The 22411-nt window shown below is 40.4% G+C and carries 21 protein-coding genes and 1 riboswitch; of the genes, 2 read left to right on the plus strand and 19 right to left on the minus strand.

Annotated elements, in window-relative coordinates:
• Positions 1-53: 53 nt before the first annotated feature.
• The 6 genes from ACQ7EO_RS20460 to ACQ7EO_RS20485 all read right to left on the minus strand — a co-directional run bounded on the left by ACQ7EO_RS20460 (position 54) and on the right by ACQ7EO_RS20485 (position 3720).
• Complete coding sequence (locus ACQ7EO_RS20460; RefSeq protein ID WP_434278589.1) at positions 54-452, minus strand: OsmC family protein; 399 nt, start codon at positions 450-452, stop codon at positions 54-56.
• A gap of 156 nt (positions 453-608) precedes the next feature.
• Positions 609-1556: a pirin family protein gene (locus tag ACQ7EO_RS20465; RefSeq protein ID WP_154129944.1), complete on the minus strand. Its 948-nt coding sequence runs from the start codon at positions 1554-1556 to the stop codon at positions 609-611.
• Positions 1557-1821: 265 nt separating this feature from the next.
• Complete coding sequence (locus ACQ7EO_RS20470; protein ID WP_004718591.1) at positions 1822-2145, minus strand: DUF2798 domain-containing protein; 324 nt, start codon at positions 2143-2145, stop codon at positions 1822-1824.
• Positions 2138-2440 (minus strand): DUF3861 domain-containing protein, encoded by a 303-nt coding sequence (locus ACQ7EO_RS20475; RefSeq protein WP_004818410.1) that lies wholly within the window; start codon positions 2438-2440, stop codon positions 2138-2140. The genes ACQ7EO_RS20470 and ACQ7EO_RS20475 overlap by 8 nt, the downstream gene beginning before the upstream one ends.
• 309 nt (positions 2441-2749) lie before the next feature.
• Positions 2750-3139, minus strand: coding sequence for a Fur family transcriptional regulator (locus ACQ7EO_RS20480; protein WP_004718594.1), 390 nt, complete (start codon positions 3137-3139; stop codon positions 2750-2752).
• A gap of 38 nt (positions 3140-3177) precedes the next feature.
• A complete protein-coding gene (locus ACQ7EO_RS20485) occupies positions 3178-3720 on the minus strand; it encodes a PadR family transcriptional regulator (protein WP_244014666.1) in 543 nt (180 codons plus the stop codon).
• Positions 3721-4097: 377 nt separating this feature from the next.
• Here ACQ7EO_RS20485 and ACQ7EO_RS20490 point away from each other — a divergent pair, with 377 nt between their 5' ends.
• A complete protein-coding gene (locus tag ACQ7EO_RS20490; protein ID WP_004718597.1) occupies positions 4098-4859 on the plus strand; it encodes a putative porin in 762 nt (253 codons plus the stop codon).
• Between the two features lie 71 nt (positions 4860-4930).
• Here the strand turns inward: ACQ7EO_RS20490 and ACQ7EO_RS20495 are convergent, their stop codons facing one another.
• The 11 genes from ACQ7EO_RS20495 to ACQ7EO_RS20545 all read right to left on the minus strand — a co-directional run bounded on the left by ACQ7EO_RS20495 (position 4931) and on the right by ACQ7EO_RS20545 (position 19529).
• Entirely contained in the window at positions 4931-5413 is a 483-nt protein-coding gene (locus ACQ7EO_RS20495) for a thioredoxin family protein (RefSeq protein ID WP_154129942.1), read from the minus strand.
• A gap of 268 nt (positions 5414-5681) precedes the next feature.
• Positions 5682-7385 (minus strand): single-stranded-DNA-specific exonuclease RecJ, encoded by a 1704-nt coding sequence (recJ, locus tag ACQ7EO_RS20500; protein ID WP_034611280.1) that lies wholly within the window; start codon positions 7383-7385, stop codon positions 5682-5684.
• A complete protein-coding gene (gene pdxH, locus ACQ7EO_RS20505) occupies positions 7386-8042 on the minus strand; it encodes a pyridoxamine 5'-phosphate oxidase (RefSeq protein WP_034611277.1) in 657 nt (218 codons plus the stop codon).
• A gap of 32 nt (positions 8043-8074) precedes the next feature.
• Positions 8075-9406, minus strand: coding sequence for a phosphoglucosamine mutase (gene glmM / locus ACQ7EO_RS20510; RefSeq protein ID WP_004818404.1), 1332 nt, complete (start codon positions 9404-9406; stop codon positions 8075-8077).
• A gap of 118 nt (positions 9407-9524) precedes the next feature.
• Complete coding sequence (guaB, locus tag ACQ7EO_RS20515) at positions 9525-10991, minus strand: IMP dehydrogenase (RefSeq protein WP_004718605.1); 1467 nt, start codon at positions 10989-10991, stop codon at positions 9525-9527.
• A 222-nt stretch (positions 10992-11213) separates the two neighbouring features.
• The gene (locus ACQ7EO_RS20520; protein WP_081407361.1) at positions 11214-11579 is read right to left on the minus strand and encodes a YkgJ family cysteine cluster protein; all 366 of its coding nucleotides are present in this window, start codon (positions 11577-11579) and stop codon (positions 11214-11216) included.
• A gap of 89 nt (positions 11580-11668) precedes the next feature.
• The gene (locus ACQ7EO_RS20525) at positions 11669-12466 is read right to left on the minus strand and encodes an MBL fold metallo-hydrolase (RefSeq protein ID WP_004718609.1); all 798 of its coding nucleotides are present in this window, start codon (positions 12464-12466) and stop codon (positions 11669-11671) included.
• 213 nt (positions 12467-12679) lie between these two features.
• Positions 12680-13258: a TMEM165/GDT1 family protein gene (locus tag ACQ7EO_RS20530; protein WP_004818402.1), complete on the minus strand. Its 579-nt coding sequence runs from the start codon at positions 13256-13258 to the stop codon at positions 12680-12682.
• A gap of 88 nt (positions 13259-13346) precedes the next feature.
• A riboswitch (yybP-ykoY riboswitch) is annotated at positions 13347-13504 on the minus strand.
• A 362-nt stretch (positions 13505-13866) separates the two neighbouring features.
• Positions 13867-15852, minus strand: coding sequence for a 2-oxo acid dehydrogenase subunit E2 (locus tag ACQ7EO_RS20535; protein ID WP_434279645.1), 1986 nt, complete (start codon positions 15850-15852; stop codon positions 13867-13869).
• Positions 15853-15854: 2 nt separating this feature from the next.
• Entirely contained in the window at positions 15855-18563 is a 2709-nt protein-coding gene (aceE, locus tag ACQ7EO_RS20540; RefSeq protein WP_434278590.1) for a pyruvate dehydrogenase (acetyl-transferring), homodimeric type, read from the minus strand.
• Positions 18564-18851: 288 nt separating this feature from the next.
• Positions 18852-19529, minus strand: coding sequence for a M23 family metallopeptidase (locus ACQ7EO_RS20545; RefSeq protein ID WP_434278591.1), 678 nt, complete (start codon positions 19527-19529; stop codon positions 18852-18854).
• A 105-nt stretch (positions 19530-19634) separates the two neighbouring features.
• Between ACQ7EO_RS20545 and ACQ7EO_RS20550 the strand changes: the two genes are divergently transcribed.
• Positions 19635-20084: a DUF721 domain-containing protein gene (locus ACQ7EO_RS20550; RefSeq protein WP_434278592.1), complete on the plus strand. Its 450-nt coding sequence runs from the start codon at positions 19635-19637 to the stop codon at positions 20082-20084.
• A 97-nt stretch (positions 20085-20181) separates the two neighbouring features.
• On the opposite strand, the gene lpxC is transcribed toward ACQ7EO_RS20550, so the two are convergent.
• Positions 20182-21084, minus strand: a complete 903-nt coding sequence (lpxC, locus tag ACQ7EO_RS20555; protein ID WP_016539103.1) for a UDP-3-O-acyl-N-acetylglucosamine deacetylase — start codon at positions 21082-21084, stop codon at positions 20182-20184.
• A 125-nt stretch (positions 21085-21209) separates the two neighbouring features.
• On the minus strand, positions 21210-22403 hold the full coding sequence (ftsZ, locus tag ACQ7EO_RS20560) for a cell division protein FtsZ (protein WP_004718620.1): 1194 nt from the start codon (positions 22401-22403) through the stop codon (positions 21210-21212).
• Positions 22404-22411 lie beyond the last annotated feature (8 nt).

Genomic DNA, 22411 nt, shown 5'->3' on the forward strand with positions numbered 1-22411 from the left:
CAAAATATCTTTTATGGATCAAATACAACGACCATCTTTTACATAGCCGTTTTTTAAATAATCGTGGTATTGATTTCCACACTACGCAATAAAGTCTTGGTCACTGGGGTTTTTTGGCAAATGTCTAACACTTTTTGATGCAACTCTTCAGACAATAGAGTGGCAAAAGACAAGCGACGCTCAACCCATTCTTTCCCCTCTTTATTGGCATTAAAATCAGCTTCAACTGTAAACTCACCCAAATCAAGCCCTTTGTGTTGAGCATACATACGCAATGTAATCATGGTACAAGAAATTAAACCTGAACAGATAAAATCATAAGGTGCTAAGCCCTTGTCTTGCCCACCAAATGATTCTGGTTTATCGGTAATCAGTTGATGTTTTCCACTCACCACCTCACCTGACCATGGTTCTGGATAGGTTTTTACCTTTGCATTTGCAATAATTGCCATTTTATTTTCCTTTAATCTTTAAATTTTTAGTGAATGCCAGTTTAAATAAAATTTGTAAACGCAACACTTGCGCTAAAGGATGATCAAGCACGCCTTTAACGCAAATTATTTAGTTTGAATCCATGTCTAAAGATCGACAATGCGCAATGCAGCACATCACTTCGATGCTCGCATCTTGTCTGGGAATGCTGGTGCTTCTAAACGTGGACCATCATAATCAGGGATCGTTCCAAAACGCGCATCCTGATTCGCCCATTGTTCTGTAGCCGCTTTTAGTTCTTCCTGTGTTCTGCCCACAAGATTCCACCACAGTAATATAGGCGACTCAAAAGGTTCACCACCTATCAACAGTAAACGCGAGCCTTTTGGTAATTCAACCTCAATCTGTGAAATTCCAGGTTCAATCACCACCATATTGTCACTATTTAAATCATGACCATTTACTGTTGCTTCACCTTCTAATGCCATAAATCCATATTCAAAATGAGGATTCAGTGGAATACGTGTCTTGGTTGATTCTTTTGCAAAAAAATCGATCCCGACTAATTCCGTATGCACTTTGACAGGAGATTTGGTATTCATGAATTCACCGACTAAAACTGTAAATTCAATATGGTCCTGCTCTACAATGGGTAATTCTGGATAATGATCAAACTGCGGTGCCATATTGATCTTATCATCAGGCAATGCAATCCAAAGCTGTGCAGCATGCATTCTCGTTTCAGTATCGGGAGCAACTTCTGTATGAGAAATTCCATAACCCGCCGTCATCAGATTCACTTGTTTAGGACGAATCAATTGTTTAGAGCCGATGCTGTCTGTATGCATCATCGTCCCTTCGATCATCCAAGTGAAGGTTTGTAATCCAATATGTGGGTGCGGTCCGACATCCAATCCATCTCCCTGAGGAAATACGACTGGGCCAGCGTGATCTAAAAAGCACCATGCGCCAATCATGCGTTTTTGACGACTGGGTAATGCACGTTTAATGACGGTGCCTTTGCCTATTTCTGCTGAACGGATTGGAAAATCTTGAATAAACTGATTCACATATTTTTCACAATCGTCAGAGTTAGAAATCTCGGTATAGTTGGTATTGGTCATTTTGTTATCCTAAATTTGTCCATCAGCTCAGGACGTTATTGCAACATCTACAATTTCATTTTATTTAGCTTATCGGTTTTATATACATCGACCTATAGCTATCTTAATACGCTGAATACCATGAATAGGACAATAATAGTTTGGTTTTTGTTATGCAGTTTCTGATTACAAGATCTGGGAGCAATACTTTATCGAGTTGCATATTCTCTTTGAAATGTTTATAGGCCCACCATCACCCTATGACATGTTCAAAGCCTTGATCGAATTAAGCAGAAGGTGGTGGCGTAAGATCTACAAATAAGCCTGTGAAACGGCGAACCAGAGGTAAAAAAATTAATACTGTGGGAAAGGCAATCATCCATGAAAATAGCCAGACGCTAAACCATTTTGCAAAAAATCCATCGAACCACCCCACATTTTTCCATAAATTAATCATGGAAATGGTCGCACTCATCAAAGCTGAGAGTATCAACGGCATAATCCACCCTGCATATTTTGCTGGTAATTTCGGAATTCCAGCAAAAATCATGGCAGGCTTATGTTGATCGCGTCTATTTTCGATCTTGATCTCTGGTTTTAAATCAGGCATTTTTCTTGACGTTCTGCTTTAGGTTTTTCATAAATTGTTTAACTGCGGGTTCAAAGTCTTGAAATAGCACATGATCACGGTGGGTAATCATCACCTCTAAAAAGAGTTTTAGCCCTACCGCAAACGCTTTAGTGGTTTCTTCATCAAAAAACTCAGCAGCTTTTAAGCGCTCTACGATTTGGAAAATATCATCGTGATTACCCACATTAAATTCGATATTTTCATCGTAGGTTGACGGATGACCTTGCGCATCTGCAAGATGTTGAACAGTTACATAATATTGATGTTGTTTCATAAGATTTCTCTAACTTGTTAAATATACCGCTGGGTTTAATGAAGGGTCTGTTGACAATTCGTCTACGTTTGCGACTACGTGTGTTTTTTAGACGATACTAGGCGCGAGATACGAAATTTAGTCATTCTAAATGAGTATTTCGAAACGACGTAGCGGCAAAAAACACGCTAGTCCCGAAGGGTTGTGGCTAAAATTATCTCAGCCTACGTTATGAAACTCGAAAATAGTCTCGCTATTCTCTTCGTTTCCTGCCTTGCCTGCTCAATTTTAACCTACAACGCAAGCCATTTATGAAATGTCAACAGACCCTCATGTGGTACTAAATTTAATATCCAAAACATCAATATCAAACGCTTGAAAAACCTGTTCCAGTGAAGCGATCAATGATGCTTTATTGATCTGGGTTAGGTCGGCACATTGGATATTGAGTGACTCCACTTCGGATAAATAAGGCAAAGCATATTTGGCTTCATCTCTGCCATGCAGATTTTGCGTAATCAAACCCACTTTCTCTAAATCACTCACCACTCGATATATGGTCGATAAGCTGATCTGCTTATTTTGTACATATAACTGCTGATAAATCTGCTTTGCTGTCAGTTGTGTTTTTTGGTCCAACAGCGCTTTGAATACAATCACTCTTGCTTGGGTCACTTTTAAATTTGCATGACGCAGCTTTTGTTGTACCTCAATACTCATGTCTCACCTAAACCTTCTATTGCCTTATTATTGCATTGTTATAAACGCCCAATTTCTACTGCGGCTTGATCAATTTTTTCAGCGACTTGTCTAACTTGCTCAGCATCAAAATCTTTACCCTTGAGCTTTAAGCGTAATGATGTTTTTAAGTTTTCCATCGCACGATGAATATCCAAATATTGGTCGTTTTCATGAATTTCGCGTCGAGTTTCCAAACGCTCTAATAAGTGTTGGATATGCGCATGCTGCTCTTTTAAATGTAATTTTCCAGCATCAGTAATCTGATATTGCTTACGATCACCTTCTGTATTTTCAGCATGCACAAAACCAATTTCTTCAAGATAGGTCAGGGTTGGATAGATTGTGCCTGAACTTGGAGTATAGCCCCCACCGACCAGATCACTGATGGCTTTGATAATTTCATAACCATGCTTTGGCTGTTGCTGTATCAGATGTAAAACCAAAAGCTTCATTTTACCTGATTCAAACAACCGACCTCGTCGCCCACCATAGCCTCGTTCGGTATGCTGTTCACGATGCTCAAAATCATGTTGTGAATGATCATGTCGCTCTGATTTCATCTTTATTTTTCTCAAATCGATTAATTTATGCATATTAAGATATATCTTAATAGATCTTAAGACAAGACGATAGAACAAAATCAATTCTAATATTTTGATAAATAATGAATTAAATAATTTTAAATCGATCTATCTTAAAAAATTAAGACATAAAAAAGACCGATTAAAAGCCTTTAAACCGAATCTATTGGCTATTTTTATTGTTGTTATGGATTGCTTAAAGCTTGACTCAGTTACCCATTTTTTAAGCATTGTTTTTATGTCATGGCGCAGCAAACTTTTAATTTTCAGATCTTTAGCCTTGACATAGAGATTAATTTACATACAATGCGATTTGTAACAAAAAATTAATATTTTTATAACAAAAGGGTCACACAATGTTTAAGAAAACTTTATTTGCTGCATTACTTGCTAGTTCTTTTGGGTCTGCACATGCATACCAAGCTGAAATCGGTGGTTCACTCGGTATTGTTGATCCAGATAAAGGGGATACATCTACTGGTTTTGCTATTGATGGAACATATTATTTTAACCCTGTTCAAGTTAAAAATAACCCATTAAACGAAGCTGCCTTTCTAGATCGCGCAAGCAACGTAAATGCTGGAATTAGCTATATCGATTATGATGCCTACGATGTAACAGCTTATGGTGTTGGTATTGAATATTTCGTTCCAAATACCGATTTTTATGCAAGTGCTGCTATTGGACGCTCTACAGCTAAGGCCGATCATGTCGATGATTTAGACACAACAACTTACTCTGCTGAAGTAGGTTACTTGCCAATCCCAGGTCTTTTGATTGCGGTTGGTTTAGCGGGCTATGACAATGATTTTAATGATGATATAGATCCAACTATCCGTGCTAAATATGTCACTCAAGTGGGTCGCTATGACATGAATTTTGAAGGTGGTGCAAGCTTTGGTGATACCGATGCTTACAGCGTAGGTACGGATTTATACCTAGATAAAACTTTCAGTGTCGGATTGGCTTATTCAGGTAGCCGCACTGATGGTACTGATGAAGACAGCTTTACAATTCGTGCAAAAAAATTCTTTACTCAACAAATCAGCTTAGAAGGTTCTGTTGATTTTGAAGATGACGATAATATCTATGGTCTTCGCGCTGCTTACCGCTTCTAATTATTGGTAAACTTTAAAAAACCGCTCTTGTATAAGCGGTTTTTTTTATCACTAATTAAATAAATCAGCAATTAATGATTCATTAAAATAACTTTAGGTTTGATCGGGACTTCATTTAACTTATATTGTACTTTTTTCATCAACCTTAGTAATTCATTAGGATTTTCTTCATTTAAATTAAACGGATGCTCTGAAGTACTACTACGTATATCAGTTTGAATATTTGATTTACTATCCAAAAATAATGTCATCGGAATATAGCGCACACCATACTCTAAACTTAAATCCTCATCCTCATTCACATCGACCTTAATCATGATGAATTTTTTCGAAAGATTTACAACCTCATCATCATAAAATACTTTTCCATATCGCTTAGAAGCGCCACACCAGTTAGCATAAAACACCAATAAAATGGGTTTCTTCTCTTGTTCAGCAATCTTTAAGCCTTTTTCATAAGACAGCCAATTAATATTATCTTCGTTCCATTTAATTACATTTGCAAAGGCTGTATTTGAAATCAGAATAAAAAGCACGGCAATCCATATTTTCATTTTTCTAGATTCTTTTAGGCATAAAAAAGCGTTAAACCTATATTAATCTATGACTTAAAGAAGGGAAATAAGTTTCTTTGATGTTTAATCCGCAAATCTAGTTAGAAGCACTACTTTTTACAGTGCAGAGAAAAGCCTTAACTACACAAATGTATTTAAATTTTGAATGTAAGATAAGGCTATATGCGCTCTAAAATGAGATGTATTAACTATTATAGTGGGTATCAAATAGATAAAGCGCTTATATAAGCGCTTCTTTCGCTTAAATTTACTGTTCTAAATGCAGCATTCTTAACTGCAAACTCACATTGCCATTAAATTGATTTTTATCCAATTCATAAACAATACGTACCATATCTTGCATAGGATCAAAATTGAATTTATCACGTACATTAAAGGCAATCGCATCAATCGGTTGGCCATTTTCCAAAGCTAAACGCAATTTCAGATGCACTTCCTTTAACCAACGATAATCGATGACTTTAAAACGCCCTTCAAATACCGGTGCAGGAAACTTTTGCCCCCACGGTCCCAATTGCGCCAAAGTATCTACAGTTTGCAGTTGAAATGCCTGAGCAGGCAATTCACCATCCGTCCACAACACCGCTTGGAATAGCGCATCATCTGATTGAGCAACCAACTCAGTAAACCGTTGTTTAAATTCTTCAAAATGTTGCTTTTGAATAGTCAATCCCGCCGCAGCCGCATGCCCACCAAAATGACTAATCAAATCAGGATATTGCTCGGCAACTTTTTCAATACTGTCTCGAATATGAATACCATCAATCGAACGTGCGGAACCTTTGATATGAATCCCATCTTTATCCGCCGCAAATACAATACTGGGGCGATGAAATTGCTCTTTTAAACGCCCTGCCACAATACCAATCACCCCTTGATGCCAATGCTCTTCAAACATGACCAGCGCTGCGGGTAAATGATCTTGATCAAGCTGTAGATTTTCCAGCGCAGCTAAAGCTTCTTGTTTGATCTCCGACTCAACTTGACGGCGTTCTAAGTTTAAATCATTGAGCTGGCGTGCCAAAGCATGAGCTGTCTGCGTATCGGTTGCCAAAAGACATTCAATACCGATGTCCATGGTTTCCATACGCCCTGCGGCATTAAGACGAGGGCCTAACACAAAACCTAAATCAGAGGCTTTTAACTCAGCAGGATCACGCGCTGCAATGTCTAATAAGGCACTAATCCCAGCACGACATTGATTCTGTTGAATCCGTTTAACCCCTGCATCCACTAAGATACGATTGTTATGGTCGAGGCTGGCAACATCGGCATAAGTGCCCAAAGCAACCAAATCCAAATATTGCGGCATTTTTGCAGCCGATTTCCCCAGTTTTGTCCGATGGCTACTTAACTTTGCCAATAGGTAAAATGCCACGCCGACGCCAGCCAAAGCCTTACTTGGAAATTCGCACCCTAACTGATTTGGGTTAACAACCGCTTCAGCTTGAGGCGTTTCCTTGGTCGTTAAATGGTGATCGGTGATAATCACCTGCATTCCATGTGACTGTGCTTGTGCTACACCTGCATGACTGGAAATTCCATTGTCGACCGTAATTAATAGATCAGGCTGATATTTTTCAAAAGCCAAATCGGCAATTTTAGGGGTTAGGCCATAACCATATTTAAAACGATCTGGAACAAGGTATTCAACATTGGCCCCCATTTCTCGTAAAGCCAGCATCATCAGTGCGGTACTGGTGGCGCCATCTGCATCATAATCACCGACAATCACAATTTTTTTTTCTTGATCTAAAGCTTGATCAATTATTTGAATGGCTTGCTCCAAACCTTTCATTTCTGGTGCAAGTAAATATTTAAGTTTTAAATCTAATTCTTGTTCAGATTGCACACCACGACGGGCTAAAATTTCAGCAATAAAGGGTAACACGCCCTGAAAGTTTTCAGGGCGTGTGATCAAAGGTCGTTGTTTAATTTGTAATTTTTGCATTTATGGCATCAAACGTTGTATTGTCCAAGATTCACCGACTTTTTCATAAGTGAGGCGATCATGTAAGCGATTTGGGCGGCCTTGCCAGAATTCATAATACGTCGGCTCTAAACGATAGCCTCCCCAAAATTCAGGTTTAGCCAATTCATTCTTTTCAGCCACTTGATCATACAACGCTTGAAAACGCTGTTGTAAATGTTCACGACTTTCAATCACGCCACTTTGTGGGGTACTGATATGCGCTGCAATTTGGCTATCACGCGGACGTTTATGATAATAATCAGTAGATTCTTGTTCAGATATTTTCTGAACTTGTCCACCCACACGAACCTGACGTTCTAACTCAGGCCAATAGAATAGCAATTCTGCATAAGGATTTTCAGCTAAATCTAAGCCCTTTTGACTGTCATAATTAGTATAAAAATCATAACCAGCCTCGGTAGCACCACGCAATAACACAGTACGCACATGTGGACGCCCTTGTGCATTTGCGGTTGCCAACGACATTGCATAGGGTTCATGCAGTTTTGCTTCTAAAGCCAAATTAAACCAATTGAGAAACTGTGCATGAGGATGAGCATCCACCTGCTCCTCATGTAGTTCACCTTTTTGATAAGTAAGGCGAAGCTCACTTAAGTCTTTAATTACATCACGCATGAAGCAAAACCTTCTACAGACGATACAATATTTTAAGCCGCATTTTGACGAACAGCATCTGCTAAATGATTTGCCAAATCAGTTACTTCTTGCAGATTATCGCCTTCTACCATAACACGGATGATCGGTTCCGTCCCTGACTTACGAATTAAAATTCGCCCACGTCCTTTAAGTGTGGCTTCTACTTTATCAAACTCGGCAACCAATGCTGGCACCGCAAACGGGTCAAACATTTGTTCAAGACGAACATTGACCAAAACATTGGGTAAAGTTTTAAAATCTGCAACCAATTCATCTAAAGATTTATTCTGTTCAACCAATACTGTTAACACTTGCAGGGCTGCAATGATTGCATCGCCTGTTGTGCTCTTGTCTAAAGTCAAAATATGACCAGATGGTTCGCCACCAGTCACCCAGTTGTTTTCTTCTAAATTTTGCAATACATAGCGATCACCCACTTTAGCACGCACAAAAGGCACTTTGGCTTTTTCAAGTGCCAATTCTAATGCCATGTTACTCATCACTGTACCCACGATACCCGCCGGTTTTTGAGATGCTTGGGTTGCTAAAATATACAGAATATGGTCGCCATCAATCAATTTACCAAAACGGTCGACCAAAACCACACGATCTGCATCGCCATCAAAAGCAATACCTAAATCTGCTTGATGCTCAATCACGGCTTTTTGTAAATTTTCAGGATGTGTTGAACCACAATCCTTATTGATATTTAAACCATCTGGTTCGTTATAAAGCGCAATAACTTTTGCGCCTAATTCACGAAATACTGCTGGGCCTACGCTATACGCTGCACCATTGGCGCAATCCACCACAATTTTTAAATGGCGTAAATTGAAATGATATGGGAATGTCGATTTACAAAACTCGATATAACGACCATTGGCATCTTTAACACGTACACTTTTACCTAAGTTTGCGGTGTCTTCAATGATGATATCGTTCTCAAGTTCTCGGTTAATCGCATCTTGAATCGTATCTGGGAGCTTTTTCCCTTCATCTGAAAAGAATTTAATCCCATTATCAAAATAAGGGTTATGCGAAGCAGAAATCACGATCCCTAAGTTGGCATGCAATGCGCGGGTTAAATGAGCAATTGCAGGGGTCGGCAAGGGTCCAAGCAAATGTACATAAACACCTGCCGCATTGAGACCCGCCTGTAAAGCTGCTTCAAGAATATAACCCGATAAACGAGTATCTTTACCTAAAACCACAATCGGTTTTGATTTTGGGCTAATTTGCTTTAATACTTTCCCTGCCGCAAATCCGAGTTTAAGTGCAAATTCTGGGGTAATTGGGAGTTCACCAAATTTTCCACGAATCCCGTCTGTTCCAAAATAACTCATCTTTTACCCACTTATTATGTGTTGTATAACAATCAATTTTTAAGGTTTACTACTTTACACCAAAATAAAAAAGCCGTCATAAACTGACGGCTTTTTCCAATCAAAATATTACAAAAGATTAACCTACACGATAGTTCGGTGCTTCTTTGGTAATCGTTACATCATGCACATGTGACTCTTGCATACCTGCAGCGGTGATTTTCACAAATTTTGCATTTTGACGTAAATCTTCAATGGTTGCAGAACCGGTATAGCCCATAGATGAACGTAAACCGCCCATCATTTGATGTACGATATTGCCCATTGGACCTTTGTACGGTACGCGGCCTTCAATCCCTTCTGGGACCAATTTTTCAGCGCCTGCTTTCGAGTCTTGGAAATAACGATCGGCAGAACCCGTCGCACCAGCCATTGCACCCAAAGAACCCATACCACGGTATGCTTTGTAATAACGACCTTGGAAGAATTCAACTTCACCAGGCGCTTCTTCAGTACCCGCCATAAGTGAACCCACCATAATCGTGCTTGCACCAGCACCAATCGCTTTTGCCATATCCCCAGAGAAACGGATACCACCATCAGCAATCAATGGAATTTGGTCTTTCAATGCATTGGCAACACTGTCAATTGCAGAGATTTGTGGCATACCAATACCTGCAACGATACGTGTCGTACAGATTGAACCAGGACCAATACCCACTTTCACCGCATCTGCACCCGCATCAAGTAATGCCAAAGCAGCATCACCCGTTGCGATATTACCGCCAATCACTTGAACTTGAGGGAAGTTTGCTTTCACCCAACGGACACGCTCGATCACACCCGCAGAATGACCATGCGCTGTATCCACTACAATCGCATCAACGCCCGCTTCAACCAAAGCTTCAACACGACTTGGAGTTTCAGCGCCAGTACCCACTGCAGCACCAACACGTAAACGACCTAATTCATCTTTACAGCTATTTGGATAAGATTCCGCTTTACGGAAATCTGTAACTGTAATTAAGCCTTTTAATGCATTGCTTTCATCAACCACCAATACTTTTTCAATACGGTGTTTTTGCAATAATGCTTGAATATTTTCTTTCGATTCATTTTCACGAACAGTCACAAGACGATCTTGCCCTGTCATGATATTGCTTACTGGTTGTTCCAAGTTCGTTACAAAACGAGTATCTCGGCCAGTTACAATCCCAACCACTTTGCCATCTTTAACGACAGGTACACCGCTGATGTTGTTGGCTTGTGTAATTGCCATCAAATCACGAATCGTGGTTTCAGGTGTCACGGTAATTGGATCTTTCACCATTCCCGCTTCGAATTTTTTTACACGGCGAACTTCTGCAGCTTGTGCAGAAATATCCATGTTTTTATGTAAAATACCAATACCACCGTTTTGCGCCATTGCAATCGCCATACGTGACTCAGTCACAGTATCCATTGCTGCTGAAACCATAGGGATGTTCAGTTGAATGCCGCGTGTGAGGCGTGTCTTTAGAGAGACATCTTTTGGGAGGATAGTAGAATAGGCAGGGAGTAATAAGACATCATCGAAGGTTAGCGCTTCTTGAACGATGGTCAACATAACAGTCTCGCTGGTAATTTCCGTGAGCTATTATATACAAATTTCCGTTCAATTTTCATTTTTTATTGTGCGGATTTATCTTATTCTCGATCACACTTTATTTTTCAGTATCTTATTGAAATAAAAATGGGCTTTGAATATAAAATTATCGTGGATTTAACACCACAGTAGACTGTCGACTTACAGTCTCTGCCTTATATCCTAAATTTTCCCAATGAAGCGTTAACACACCTGATCAAAGTCTTCATCATTGCTGGGGGTAGCGACTTCTATTTCGATCAGGGGAATTAAACCATAACCTTGTCTTGCTTTTGCACATTGTGAATCCCCAGCATGTACCTGTTTGCATGAAGAACTCCGTTGCTCATACATACTACAGCTGACTTGCTGTCCAATCTCACCCTTTAATGCCACACAACGCGGTTGCTTTTGATTGGTGCCCTGCATACAAGAATACACGGCTGTCAAAGGTTCGACATAATCTGGCGGCATGGCTTCTCCTTCTGCCCAATAAAATGAGACTCGGAAAAAGGCGCAACACGCCCCGCAACTTAAGCACGCATCCTGTGCTGAGATTTGTGACAACATTTTTTTAAGATTCTCGTTATCAATTTAAAATTTTGGCAAGAAAATCCTAAAAAAAGTCGCACTCAAACTCAATATCTTTTTTGAATTTTTTATTGCGGGCAGGTAAACACAGACTCATCCATCAAATCGACACCACATTGTAAATTTTCGATCCAGTCTAAAAACTGATGAATCATCTCTTTACCAATAAACGGCTTACCATGTTGCGGCACAATCATTTCAATATCCATTTGACGCACCATTTTCACCCATAAACGGATCACCCGATTGGTACACATATAGCGCTGATGAAAACCATGCATGGTTGGAATGTGCATTGCAAAATCTTCAATTGGTTTCGAGGCATCATCAACAATCGATGCACCCATATCACCTGAGAATAAAATTTTTGAAATTGGATCGTAAAACTGAAAATTTCCAACGGAATGTAAGAAATGCGCAGGAACCACGATGATGCGCGTTTCTCCCAATGGAATAGAGCCACCTTGGTCTGGCAATTCGATCAGACGTTCTAACCAGCCCCCTTTCATACGGTCACTCATAAATGCTGAGTTTAAATGAGGTAAAAAGCGTGCCCATAATTTAGATGCGACCACTTTGGCATCGGTATAGACCAACCAACGTGGCATTGAAGTAATGATGTCGGGGTCTTGGTGAGATGCCATGACATAGTCTAGATTTTGTAATCGGGTGTATTTATTAAGCTCCATGGTCAGGGGCACATAGGTCAAATCACCGCCCGGATCTAATACTGCTGCACGTTCATTATTTAAAATAAGAAACTGATTGGCTTGTACACCTTCACCTTTCACCAAACTGGTAAAACTTATACATTTATGAGTGCCATTATCAAACAAAACTTGCGACGTGGTGCGATCTAAAGCCATACCAGAAACCCCAAAACCTTTTTTAAAATAAATCTTTAGTTATCCCATACAACATATAAGGTTTTCTTCAAAGTTACAATAAATCTACAACCTAAGTTTAAAGATTATTTGTGTCATCATTCTCAGAATAATAAAAAACCCAACATTAAGTTGGGTTTTCAGCTTTAAAAATAGATGACGTTATTGATGTTCAATCAGCTTGGAAAATTGTGCTTAAAAAAAGTAATGCTGAACTAAAGCGGCGACACCAATAATAAAGAAGATTGCAGCTCCAATTTTATGAATCAGAGCAATAGGTAATTTATCTGCCAATTTATTGCCAATAAATACAGCAGGTGCATTGACCAACATAATCCCCAATGTCGTACCTAGAGTTACCCAACCGATGCTGTCAAAGCGTGCAGCAAGTGCCACCGTGGCGATTTGGGTTTTATCCCCAATTTCTGCAAGAAAGAATAATACAAAGGTTGCACCAAAGACCCCATATTTTTGCCATTTATTAATACTTTCAGATTCATCATCCAATTCATCTGGAATCAGCATCCACCCAGCCATCCCAATAAAGCCAAGTGACACAATCCAAAGTAATACTGTCGGGCTAAGGACCGTGGTAATCCACTGACCAAGCACAGCCGATACACCATGATTGACAATAGTTGCTAATAAAATTGCAAATAAAATAGGGATAGGTTTACGAAAACGTGCAGCAAGAAGTAATGCGAGCAGTTGTGTTTTATCGCCCATTTCGGATAAAGCGACAACCACTAAAGAGATGAGGAAGGCATTTAACATTTCAAAGTCTCTGGCTAGCAATATTTACCGATGACTTACCCCTCCTGCTAGCCAATATGAATAGTCGCCTATTCAACGCGGAGTGATAAATCAAAGGTCTTGCCAACAAAAGATAGCTGAGTAAATACCTTCAGCTAAATTGGTTCTTTGCTATGATGACCATACTCTGTTGAGTAATTATGTTGATCATCACCCATTTATCATCTCGCAGATGACAAACAGCGGCTACTCCCCAATGAAGTACAGCTATTCTACAACGCTTTATCAGTCATTTTCAATTTTTAAAAATTAAAAAATTTAAAGCTCAGATAAACTTCAAAAAATATCGTGCCGAAGCATTTTTAATGCCCGCATAGAATAAATTCAATTTTGTTTCTTCACTAATTTTGAACCCTAGATGGTTATCCCATCGTGGGGCGACAGGGATGTCGCCGATTGATTTAATTAAAAATATTAATTAAGAGAAATTATATTCTTGTGCCTGAGTTTTTTGAAAGATTGACTATATTGAATGATGACTTTAAAGCAGGTTCGAAAATTATTGATAAAACAAAATTAGATGCATATAAAAAACCTCGCCTAAAGCGAGGTCTTCTATGATTTAGAACTTAAAGCAAGATGTTACGAATATCTGATAACAACTTGGTCAATTTATTGGTAAATCGCGCAGCATCCGCACCATTAATCACACGATGGTCATAAGACAATGACAATGGCAACATCAGTTTTGGATCAAAGCCTGAGCCATTCCATACTGGTTGCATGGTTGCAGGTGAGATACCCAAAATCGCAACTTGCGGCCAGTTCACCAATGGCGTAAATGCAGTACCACCAATTGAACCTAGGCTGGTAATGGTAAAGTTTGCACCTTGTAAGTCTTTCGGAGAAAGTTTCTTATCACGTGCTTTTTTACTTAACTCACCCAATTCAATGGCAATTTGCTTAATCGATTTTTGATCAGGATTACGCAATACTGGAACAGTTAAACCATCTGGTGTCGCCACAGCAATGCCCATATGAATTTCTTTACGCAACAGCACAGACTTTTGATCATCTGCCAAGTGACCTGCAAAATAAGGCTCTTCTTTGAGTAAGAACGCCACCGCTTTTGCAATAAAGGCAAGGATCGTTAAGCTAATACCATCTTGCTTAAATTTCCCTTTTAGCTCACCGCGCCAAGCTTCTAGCTCAGTAATATCTGCTAAATCAAATTGTGTCACTTGCGGAATAAAATTGTTTAATGACAATTGCGGTACAGACACTTGCTGTAAACGCGTCATTGGTGCAATTTCACTACCACCAAATGCACTGAAATCTGGTAATGCAGGCAAACCTGAAGCGGTTGGCGCAGCAGTTGTTTGAGCTGCTGCTTGTGGTGCAGTCAATTTGGCTTTAACAAAAGCAAAAACATCATCTTTCATCACACGTGCATGAGGGCCTGAGGCCTCGACTTGTGATAAAACCACACCCAGTTCACGCGCAAGCTTACGCACGGCTGGACCAGCATAAACTTTGGCATTTTCAGCTTGTTGTGCTTTAGATAACTTTTCAGTACCCGCTTGAGCAACGACCACTTCAGCTTTTGGCGCTGATGCTGTCGTTTTCGCGGCTGGTGCTGATGCAGCTTGTGATGCTTGAGCGGCTGGTTTTTCTTGCGGTGCTGATGCAGTCTGACCCTGTGCTTCAATCGTCACCAAAGCACTGCCCTGGCTTACTGACTGATTCAATTCCACATGGATCGCCGTTACCGTACCTGCAACCGTACTTGGAACTTCTACAGAGGCTTTATCCGACTCAGCAACGCAAAGGCTTTGGTCTTTTTCAACTTGATCGCCTACGCTCACCAAGATTTCAGAAATTGTTGCTTTATCTACACCAAGATCAGGAACAGCAACTTCAACTTTACCCGATTGGGCTGGCGCTGATGCTTCTGGTGCAGCAGCTTGAGTTGGTGTTGCTGACGCTTGTTGAGGCGCTTCAGCAGACGCTGCTGCCGAAGTCGTTGCAGCGCCTACAGTTTTCACTGTAATCAGTACCACACCTTCTTTAACATTATCGCCTTCTTTGACCACAACACTTTCAACCGTGCCAGCAACTGTACTTGGAACTTCAACCGTTGCTTTATCCGATTCCACTACAACGATGCTGTCATCTACCGCAATTTCGTCGCCCACTTTAACCAGAACTTCGCCGACCAAAGCTTTTTCAACACCAATATCTGGCACTTGGACTTCAACTGTTTGAGATGAAGCTGGCGCAGATGCAGAAGGTGCAGCAGACGCCACAGGTTCAGCTTTAGTTTCTACAGCAGGTTCAGTTTTTGCAGCTTCTTGAGTAGGCTGTGCTGCTGTTTCTGTCTCTGTTGCATCCGCAGATTCAACTTCGATCAACACAGCACCTTCTGAAACTTCATCACCTTCCGTAACAGCAATACTCTTAACCACACCTGCTGAAGTGCTTGGCACTTCAACAGAGGCTTTGTCTGACTCAAGTAGAACGATACTGTCATCAACAGCGATGGTATCCCCGACTTTCACCAAGATTTCTGCAACAGTGGCCTTATCAACGCCAATATCAGGAGTTTTAACTTGCATCATTATTTCTCCTCTGTCACTTCAGTATAAGCAGCAACTTCTTGTACAGATGGATGCGCTTGCGGTAACCATGCAACTGGACGATCAACATCAAGTTCAAATGAAGAGATTGCATCTTTCACTAAACGTGGATCAACTTCGCCTTCATCAGCAAGTTTTTTCAATGTTGCAACCACAATATGTGCCGCATCTACACCAAAGTAACTACGCAAATTACTGCGTGTATCTGAACGACCATAACCATCTGTACCCAATGTTACATATGGACGGCTATCTGGAAGATAAGCACGGATCTGTTCGCTATAGGCACGCATATGATCTGTTGCTGAAACAACAATACCATCCGTGTCACGTAATTGCTGAGAAACCCAAGACTCTTTACCGTCTTCAAGTGGATGTAGGCGATTGTATTCTTCAACAGCCATACCATCACGTGCCAATTCATTGAAGCTTGTTACACTCCATACATTGGAATGGATTTGGTATTCATCACGTAAAATTTGCCCAGCTTTAATCACTTCACGCAGAATCACGCCTGAACCCAATAACTGAACTGTGGCTTTTTCATCTTTATTGAACAAGTACATACCACGTTTGATGCCTTCTTCAGCACCTTCAGGCAATGCAGGTTGGTCATAGTTTTCATTCATGAGGGTCAAGTAATAGAACACACGTTCCTGATTCACATACATACGTTGTAAACCATCATGCACAATCACGGCTAACTCATAACCAAAGCAAGGATCATACGCTACACAGTTTGGAATCGTACCTGCCAAGATATGAGAATGACCATCTTGGTGTTGTAAACCTTCACCATTTAATGTGGTACGACCAGCTGTTGCACCACACAAGAAGCCTTGTGCCTGAGAGTCACCCGCTGCCCATGCAATATCCCCAATACGTTGGAAACCAAACATTGAGTAATACATATACATCGGAATCATTGGTAAGTTATTGGTTGAATAACTGGTACCCAATGCTGACCAAGCGCTCATTGCACCTGCTTCATTGATCCCTTCTTGCAACATGTGACCATCTTTTGCTTCACGATAGTTCATGAGCTGTTCTTGGTCTTCTGGGGTATAGTTTTGTCCATGCGCAGCATAGATACCCAACTGACGGAACATGCCTTCTAAACCGAAAGTACGCGCTTCATCAGGTACGATAGGTACAACACGGTCTTTAATGGCTTTTTCTTTTAACAATGCAGCAATCAAACGCACCATAACCATCGTGGTTGATTGCTCTTTACCACCACTGCCTTTAAGCACACCATCAAATACTGAAATCTCAGGAATCGCCAATACTTCACTGTCTTTACGACGTGCAGGTAAATAACCACCTAAAGCTTCACGACGTGCTTTCATATATTTCAATTCAGGTGAGTTTTCACCTGGACGATAGAATGGAAGCTCTTCAAGTTGCTCATCAGAGAATGGCAAATTGAAACGGTCACGTACATATTTCAATGAATCGTGTTGCATTTTCTTGATTTGGTGGGTTTTGTTGACGGCTTCAATTTCGTCAGACAAACCATAACCTTTCACTGTTTTCGCCAAGATTACAGTCGGTTGACCATTGCTAGTCATTGCTGCTGCATACGCGGCATACACTTTGTATGGGTCATGACCACCGCGATTCAGATTATCAATATCTTCATCACTTAAGCCTTTCACCAACTCCGCAGCTTCTGGGTATTTACCAAAGAATTTTTCACGGGTATAGGCGCCACCTTTTACTTGGTAGCGTTGGTATTCACCATCCAGCGTTTCATCCATACGGGCTTTTAAAGCACCTGAAATGTCTTTGTCCAGTAAAGGATCCCAATGACGACCCCAGACCACCTTAATCACACGCCAGCCTGCACCACGGAACAGTGACTCTAGCTCTTGAATGATTTTACCGTTACCACGTACAGGACCATCTAGACGCTGTAAGTTACAGTTAACCACCCAGATTAAGTTGTCTAATTTTTCGCGACCCGCAAGCGAGATTGCACCTAAGCTTTCTGGCTCATCCATTTCACCATCACCAAGATACGCCCAAACCTTACGGTTTTCTTCTTTGATCAAACCACGATTCATCAAGTACTTTTGAATATGCGCTTGATAAATTGACATGATTGGACCAAGGCCCATCGAAACGGTTGGGAACTGCCAGTAATCTGGCATTAAATAAGGATGAGGATAACTTGAAAGCCCCTGACCACCCACTTCACGACGGAAATTACTCAATTGATCTTCAGTCAAACGACCTTCTAAAAATGAACGTGCGTAAATACCTGGTGCACAATGACCTTGGTAATAGATCATGTCGCCACCAAAGCTATCGCTATTGGCACGGAAGAAATGGTTAAAACCGACATCATATAGGGTTGCTGAAGACGCGAAACTTGCCAAGTGACCACCTAAGTCATCACCTGTTTTATTGGCACGTAGAACCATTGCCAAAGCATTCCAACGAATTAATGCTCGAATACGACGCTCCATATCTTGGTCGCCTGGCATCGCTGGAGATTCTTCAACTGGAATTGTATTTAAATAAGGGGTATTTAGACGCTGAATAGGTACATGCTTCGAAATTGCTTGTTGATATAATTTTTCTAATAAAAACGCAGCACGATCCGTACCCATATGCTGGAGCACTGAATCAAAGGCATCTTGCCATTCTTGTGTTTCCTGAGCGTCGCTATCACCATAATACGCCATTTCCCACTTACTCCTTGAATAGTTTTCTATATATTATATGTATCATGTTTTGGGCCTGTTAAGTTATCGTTACAGCCAAATGCAGATTGTAAGGATTATTTAGCAACTAAATAGTTGTTGACTAATTAACACTTAAAATAACAAAAAACCGCCAATAAAGGCGGTTTTTTATACAAAATAATTTTTTATTTGATGATAGTCTGAATACAGTATTTAATTCATCGCGACTACGAATTCAACCATGCATACAGAGCATCAGTCATAAGCTCAACAATCAAATGTCTAGCGTTATGGCAACATGGCTAAGTAAGAAGATGGATTTTTACGTTGACCATCTTTCACTACTTCATAATGCAAATGTGGACCTGTGCAACGACCTGTGCAACCCACGTTGGCAATATGTTCACCAGCCTTCACCTGATCACCTACACGGGCAATTAGACGTGAAGCATGCGCATAACGTGTGATATAGCCATTACCATGGTTAATTTCTACATATTGACCATAACCAGTGCCCCAACCAGACTTGGTCACAATACCAGGACCTGTTGCATAAATTGGTGTACCACTTGGTGCTGAAAGGTCTAAACCAGAATGATGTTCTGCACGACCACCCATTGTACGGCCACCAAAATCAGAGCTTACGCGCTTCATATCTGGAAGCGGATGAGTGACTAACCAAGAATATGGAGAGTTTGCAGTGTAACGAGAAGCAGAGTTTGCGCTAGAACCGTATTTTTTAACGATACTTGCATTGTTTAACTCGATTGGTGCATCCTGGCTACGTAAAGTAATATTCATCTTTGCTGAAGCAGGAAGATCTAAATCATCTGGATTATAAGAGCCTTGAGATAAAGTCTTGGATAATTGTTCTAAACGATCTGGTGATTGAACCAAGTCTGCAAATGCAGCGGTTGCAGCGGAAGCTGCTAAAGTAAAAGCCAATAAAATACGTCGCGTGTGCATAAAAACCTCTTTAACTGTTCTTAGTCAAGTTTCTTGAGTGATCTCATCCTTGATATCTATCGAAATGAGCGCTTAAGATAAGACATAAATATGTAGGAACCATGTATGTCTGAACCCAAAAACGTCTTTCAACCAACAAGACAACACTTAAAAACAGGAAACTTATCGTTTCTTACAAAGCAAGTTGCCGAATGGCAAAAACTTACTAAATTAATTCAACCGCTACTTCCTCAACCTGAGAATTGGCGAGTTGTCTGTTATCAATACGGTATTTTGACCATCACCGGTGAAAATCAAGCCATGATTAGTCAACTCGGTTATCTTCAAAAACAGTATATTTCTCAATTGTCACAAATCAACGAACTTCGTGATTTACAAAAACTGCAAGTTCGTTTACGTATTCAAAACAGCAATACTGAAACATCCCCACAACGCCATAAAACTGTAAGAAGCATACAACCTGCAACATCTGAAATGTTACAAAATGCCGCTAGTTTTGTGAGCGACCCTAAGCTTAGCCAAGCTTTACTACGTTTGGCAAGCAATAAAAAGTAACCTAATTAGATTAAATTAAGATTAAAACTGGTTAAAATATGACAAATATCACACTTTTTATTGTTACATTATAACACAATGCCTAAAAGACAAAGACTTATGTCACGTTGACAAAATGAATTGGGCACAGCTTCTCGTCATCAAATGTTACAATTTCATAGCTGCTTGGATCGCTTTTAACATTGCGTAAAAGTTGATTATTCAGTGCATGACCCGATTTATAGCCATCGAATTTGGCAATAATTTGATGCCCAAGTAGGTATAGGTCACCGACTGCATCCAAAATTTTATGCCGAACAAACTCATCAGCAAAACGTAGACCTTCTTCATTGACCACGCCAGTATCATCTAAACCGACAGCATTATCTAAGCTCGCACCCAGTGCCAGATTATTGGCTTTTAAATAATCGAGATCTTTCATAAAACCAAAAGTACGTGCACCACTGACTTCATAGACAAATGTTTCTGTTGAAAAATCAATGGTCGCCGATTGATATTCTTTTGCAAAGGCAGGATGATCAAAGTCGATAGTAAAATTGATTTGAAAACCATCGTGAGGGGTAAAAATTGCGCGCTTATCTTCTATGAGTGCTTCAACAGGTTTAAGAATTCGAATAAATTTTTTCGGTGCGTCTTGTTCTACTAATTCGCCCTGCATGAGTAAATATATAAATGGACCTGCACTACCATCCATAATTGGTATTTCAGAAGCAGACACTTCTATAATCAGGTTATCTATACCCAAGCCAGCGATTGCACTGGTGACATGTTCAATGGTTCCAACCTTAGTTTCATGACTGACTAAATTGGAACACATGAATGCTTCTTGAATCAGCATAGCATCTGCTGGCAGATCAACAGGTGGATTTAAATCGATACGGCGAAATACAATACCCCCGTCCGCCACATGCGGTAAAAAGTTAATCATGACTTTTTGTCCGCTATGTAGTCCGATGCCACTCGCTTTAACGACTCGCTTCAGGGTACGTTGTTTCAACATGCTAATTCGGTCTTCATTCTCAAATCCGCTATACGTTAGCACATTTAGCCATTGATAAAAAACAAAAAAGGTAATGAATCTCACTACCTTTTTCGTTAATATTAATTATTTTTAATAATTATCAATCATTTACGCTGTTGATTTTTCAAATAATCTTGAATACTCATTGGCGTAGAACGACCGCTTGAACTTGGTGCTGCAACAGGTGCACCATCTTCTTGACGTTTATTGATCGCTGGAACGTCATCTTCATCAACCACAGTGTTGTGGCTGGCTTGCTGGCTATATGATTGCGCAACATTGCTGATATGGGTTCTGCGTTTTGCTTCAGTTGCATCACTGGCATTACGTGTTAAACCTGTAGCAATCACAGTGACACGGATTTCATCACGTGCGTCTGGATCAAATACAGTACCAAAGAACACTTCACCTTCTTCAAGGTCAACAATCTGGTTCACAACATCTGTAATCACTTCAGTTTCACGTAAAGTCACATCAGCACCGCCAGTGATGTTAATTAACACCCCTTTGGCATTCATGATATTTACATTATCCAATAAAGGACTACGGATCGCCAAACGTGCAGCTTCTTCAGCACGGTCTGGACCACTACTCTTACCTTCACCCATCATCGCATAACCACGTGTACTCATCGCAGTTTTCAAGTCAGCAAAGTCGAGGTTAATATGACCAGGACGAACAACCAGATCAAAAATACTACGTACCGCATTCAGCAACACGTCATCTGCTTTACGGTAAGCATCTTGCATAGAGATGTCACCATAAACGCTGAGTAAACGTTGGTTCGGTATAATAATTAAAGAATCAACATGTTGTTCTAATGCTTCAATCCCTTTTTCAGCCGAACGTTGACGACGACGACCTTCAAAGTTAAATGGCGTTGTCACCACACCCACGGTAAGAATACCCATTTCTTGAGCAATCTCAGCAACAACTGGTGCAGCACCTGTACCTGTACCACCGCCCATTCCAGCGGTCACAAATACCATATCCGCACCTTCAAGGTGTTGACGGATTTGCTCACGGCTTTCTTCAGCAGCAATTTGACCTACATCTGGATTAGCACCAGCACCCAAACCGCGTGTGCTTTGCTCACCAAGTTGCATTTTAAAAGGGGCATTCATGCGATCAAGGGCTTGCTTGTCTGTATTTGCACAAACAAATTTCACACCTTTAATGTCAGATTGCACCATGTGTTGTACAGCATTACCACCGCCGCCACCAACACCAAACACAGTAAAACGGGCTTGACCGTTGTTATCGGTTTGTCCATCGTCTAAAAATTCAAATGAGGCCATGACCTTTA

Origin of the sequence: Acinetobacter sp. CE-15 (genome assembly GCF_051059255.1) — a bacterium.
Classification (GTDB): domain Bacteria; phylum Pseudomonadota; class Gammaproteobacteria; order Pseudomonadales; family Moraxellaceae; genus Acinetobacter; species Acinetobacter guillouiae.

What these genes read in the sequence shown, in the direction of transcription:
- ACQ7EO_RS20460 (WP_434278589.1), bottom strand. Translation starts at nt 452, where the DNA reads ATGGCAATTATTGCAAATGCAAAGGTAAAAACCTATCCAGAACCATGG.
- ACQ7EO_RS20465 (WP_154129944.1), bottom strand. Translation starts at nt 1,556, where the DNA reads ATGACCAATACCAACTATACCGAGATTTCTAACTCTGACGATTGTGAA.
- ACQ7EO_RS20470 (WP_004718591.1), bottom strand. Translation starts at nt 2,145, where the DNA reads ATGCCTGATTTAAAACCAGAGATCAAGATCGAAAATAGACGCGATCAA.
- ACQ7EO_RS20475 (WP_004818410.1), bottom strand. Translation starts at nt 2,440, where the DNA reads ATGAAACAACATCAATATTATGTAACTGTTCAACATCTTGCAGATGCG.
- ACQ7EO_RS20480 (WP_004718594.1), bottom strand. Translation starts at nt 3,139, where the DNA reads ATGAGTATTGAGGTACAACAAAAGCTGCGTCATGCAAATTTAAAAGTG.
- ACQ7EO_RS20485 (WP_244014666.1), bottom strand. Translation starts at nt 3,720, where the DNA reads ATGAAATCAGAGCGACATGATCATTCACAACATGATTTTGAGCATCGT.
- ACQ7EO_RS20490 (WP_004718597.1), top strand. Translation starts at nt 4,098, where the DNA reads ATGTTTAAGAAAACTTTATTTGCTGCATTACTTGCTAGTTCTTTTGGG.
- ACQ7EO_RS20495 (WP_154129942.1), bottom strand. Translation starts at nt 5,413, where the DNA reads ATGAAAATATGGATTGCCGTGCTTTTTATTCTGATTTCAAATACAGCC.
- recJ (WP_034611280.1), bottom strand. Translation starts at nt 7,385, where the DNA reads ATGCAAAAATTACAAATTAAACAACGACCTTTGATCACACGCCCTGAA.
- pdxH (WP_034611277.1), bottom strand. Translation starts at nt 8,042, where the DNA reads ATGCGTGATGTAATTAAAGACTTAAGTGAGCTTCGCCTTACTTATCAA.
- glmM (WP_004818404.1), bottom strand. Translation starts at nt 9,406, where the DNA reads ATGAGTTATTTTGGAACAGACGGGATTCGTGGAAAATTTGGTGAACTC.
- guaB (WP_004718605.1), bottom strand. Translation starts at nt 10,991, where the DNA reads ATGTTGACCATCGTTCAAGAAGCGCTAACCTTCGATGATGTCTTATTA.
- ACQ7EO_RS20520 (WP_081407361.1), bottom strand. Translation starts at nt 11,579, where the DNA reads ATGTTGTCACAAATCTCAGCACAGGATGCGTGCTTAAGTTGCGGGGCG.
- ACQ7EO_RS20525 (WP_004718609.1), bottom strand. Translation starts at nt 12,466, where the DNA reads ATGGCTTTAGATCGCACCACGTCGCAAGTTTTGTTTGATAATGGCACT.
- ACQ7EO_RS20530 (WP_004818402.1), bottom strand. Translation starts at nt 13,258, where the DNA reads ATGTTAAATGCCTTCCTCATCTCTTTAGTGGTTGTCGCTTTATCCGAA.
- ACQ7EO_RS20535 (WP_434279645.1), bottom strand. Translation starts at nt 15,852, where the DNA reads ATGCAAGTTAAAACTCCTGATATTGGCGTTGATAAGGCCACTGTTGCA.
- aceE (WP_434278590.1), bottom strand. Translation starts at nt 18,563, where the DNA reads ATGGCGTATTATGGTGATAGCGACGCTCAGGAAACACAAGAATGGCAA.
- ACQ7EO_RS20545 (WP_434278591.1), bottom strand. Translation starts at nt 19,529, where the DNA reads ATGCACACGCGACGTATTTTATTGGCTTTTACTTTAGCAGCTTCCGCT.
- ACQ7EO_RS20550 (WP_434278592.1), top strand. Translation starts at nt 19,635, where the DNA reads ATGTCTGAACCCAAAAACGTCTTTCAACCAACAAGACAACACTTAAAA.
- lpxC (WP_016539103.1), bottom strand. Translation starts at nt 21,084, where the DNA reads ATGTTGAAACAACGTACCCTGAAGCGAGTCGTTAAAGCGAGTGGCATC.
- ftsZ (WP_004718620.1), bottom strand. Translation starts at nt 22,403, where the DNA reads ATGGCCTCATTTGAATTTTTAGACGATGGACAAACCGATAACAACGGT.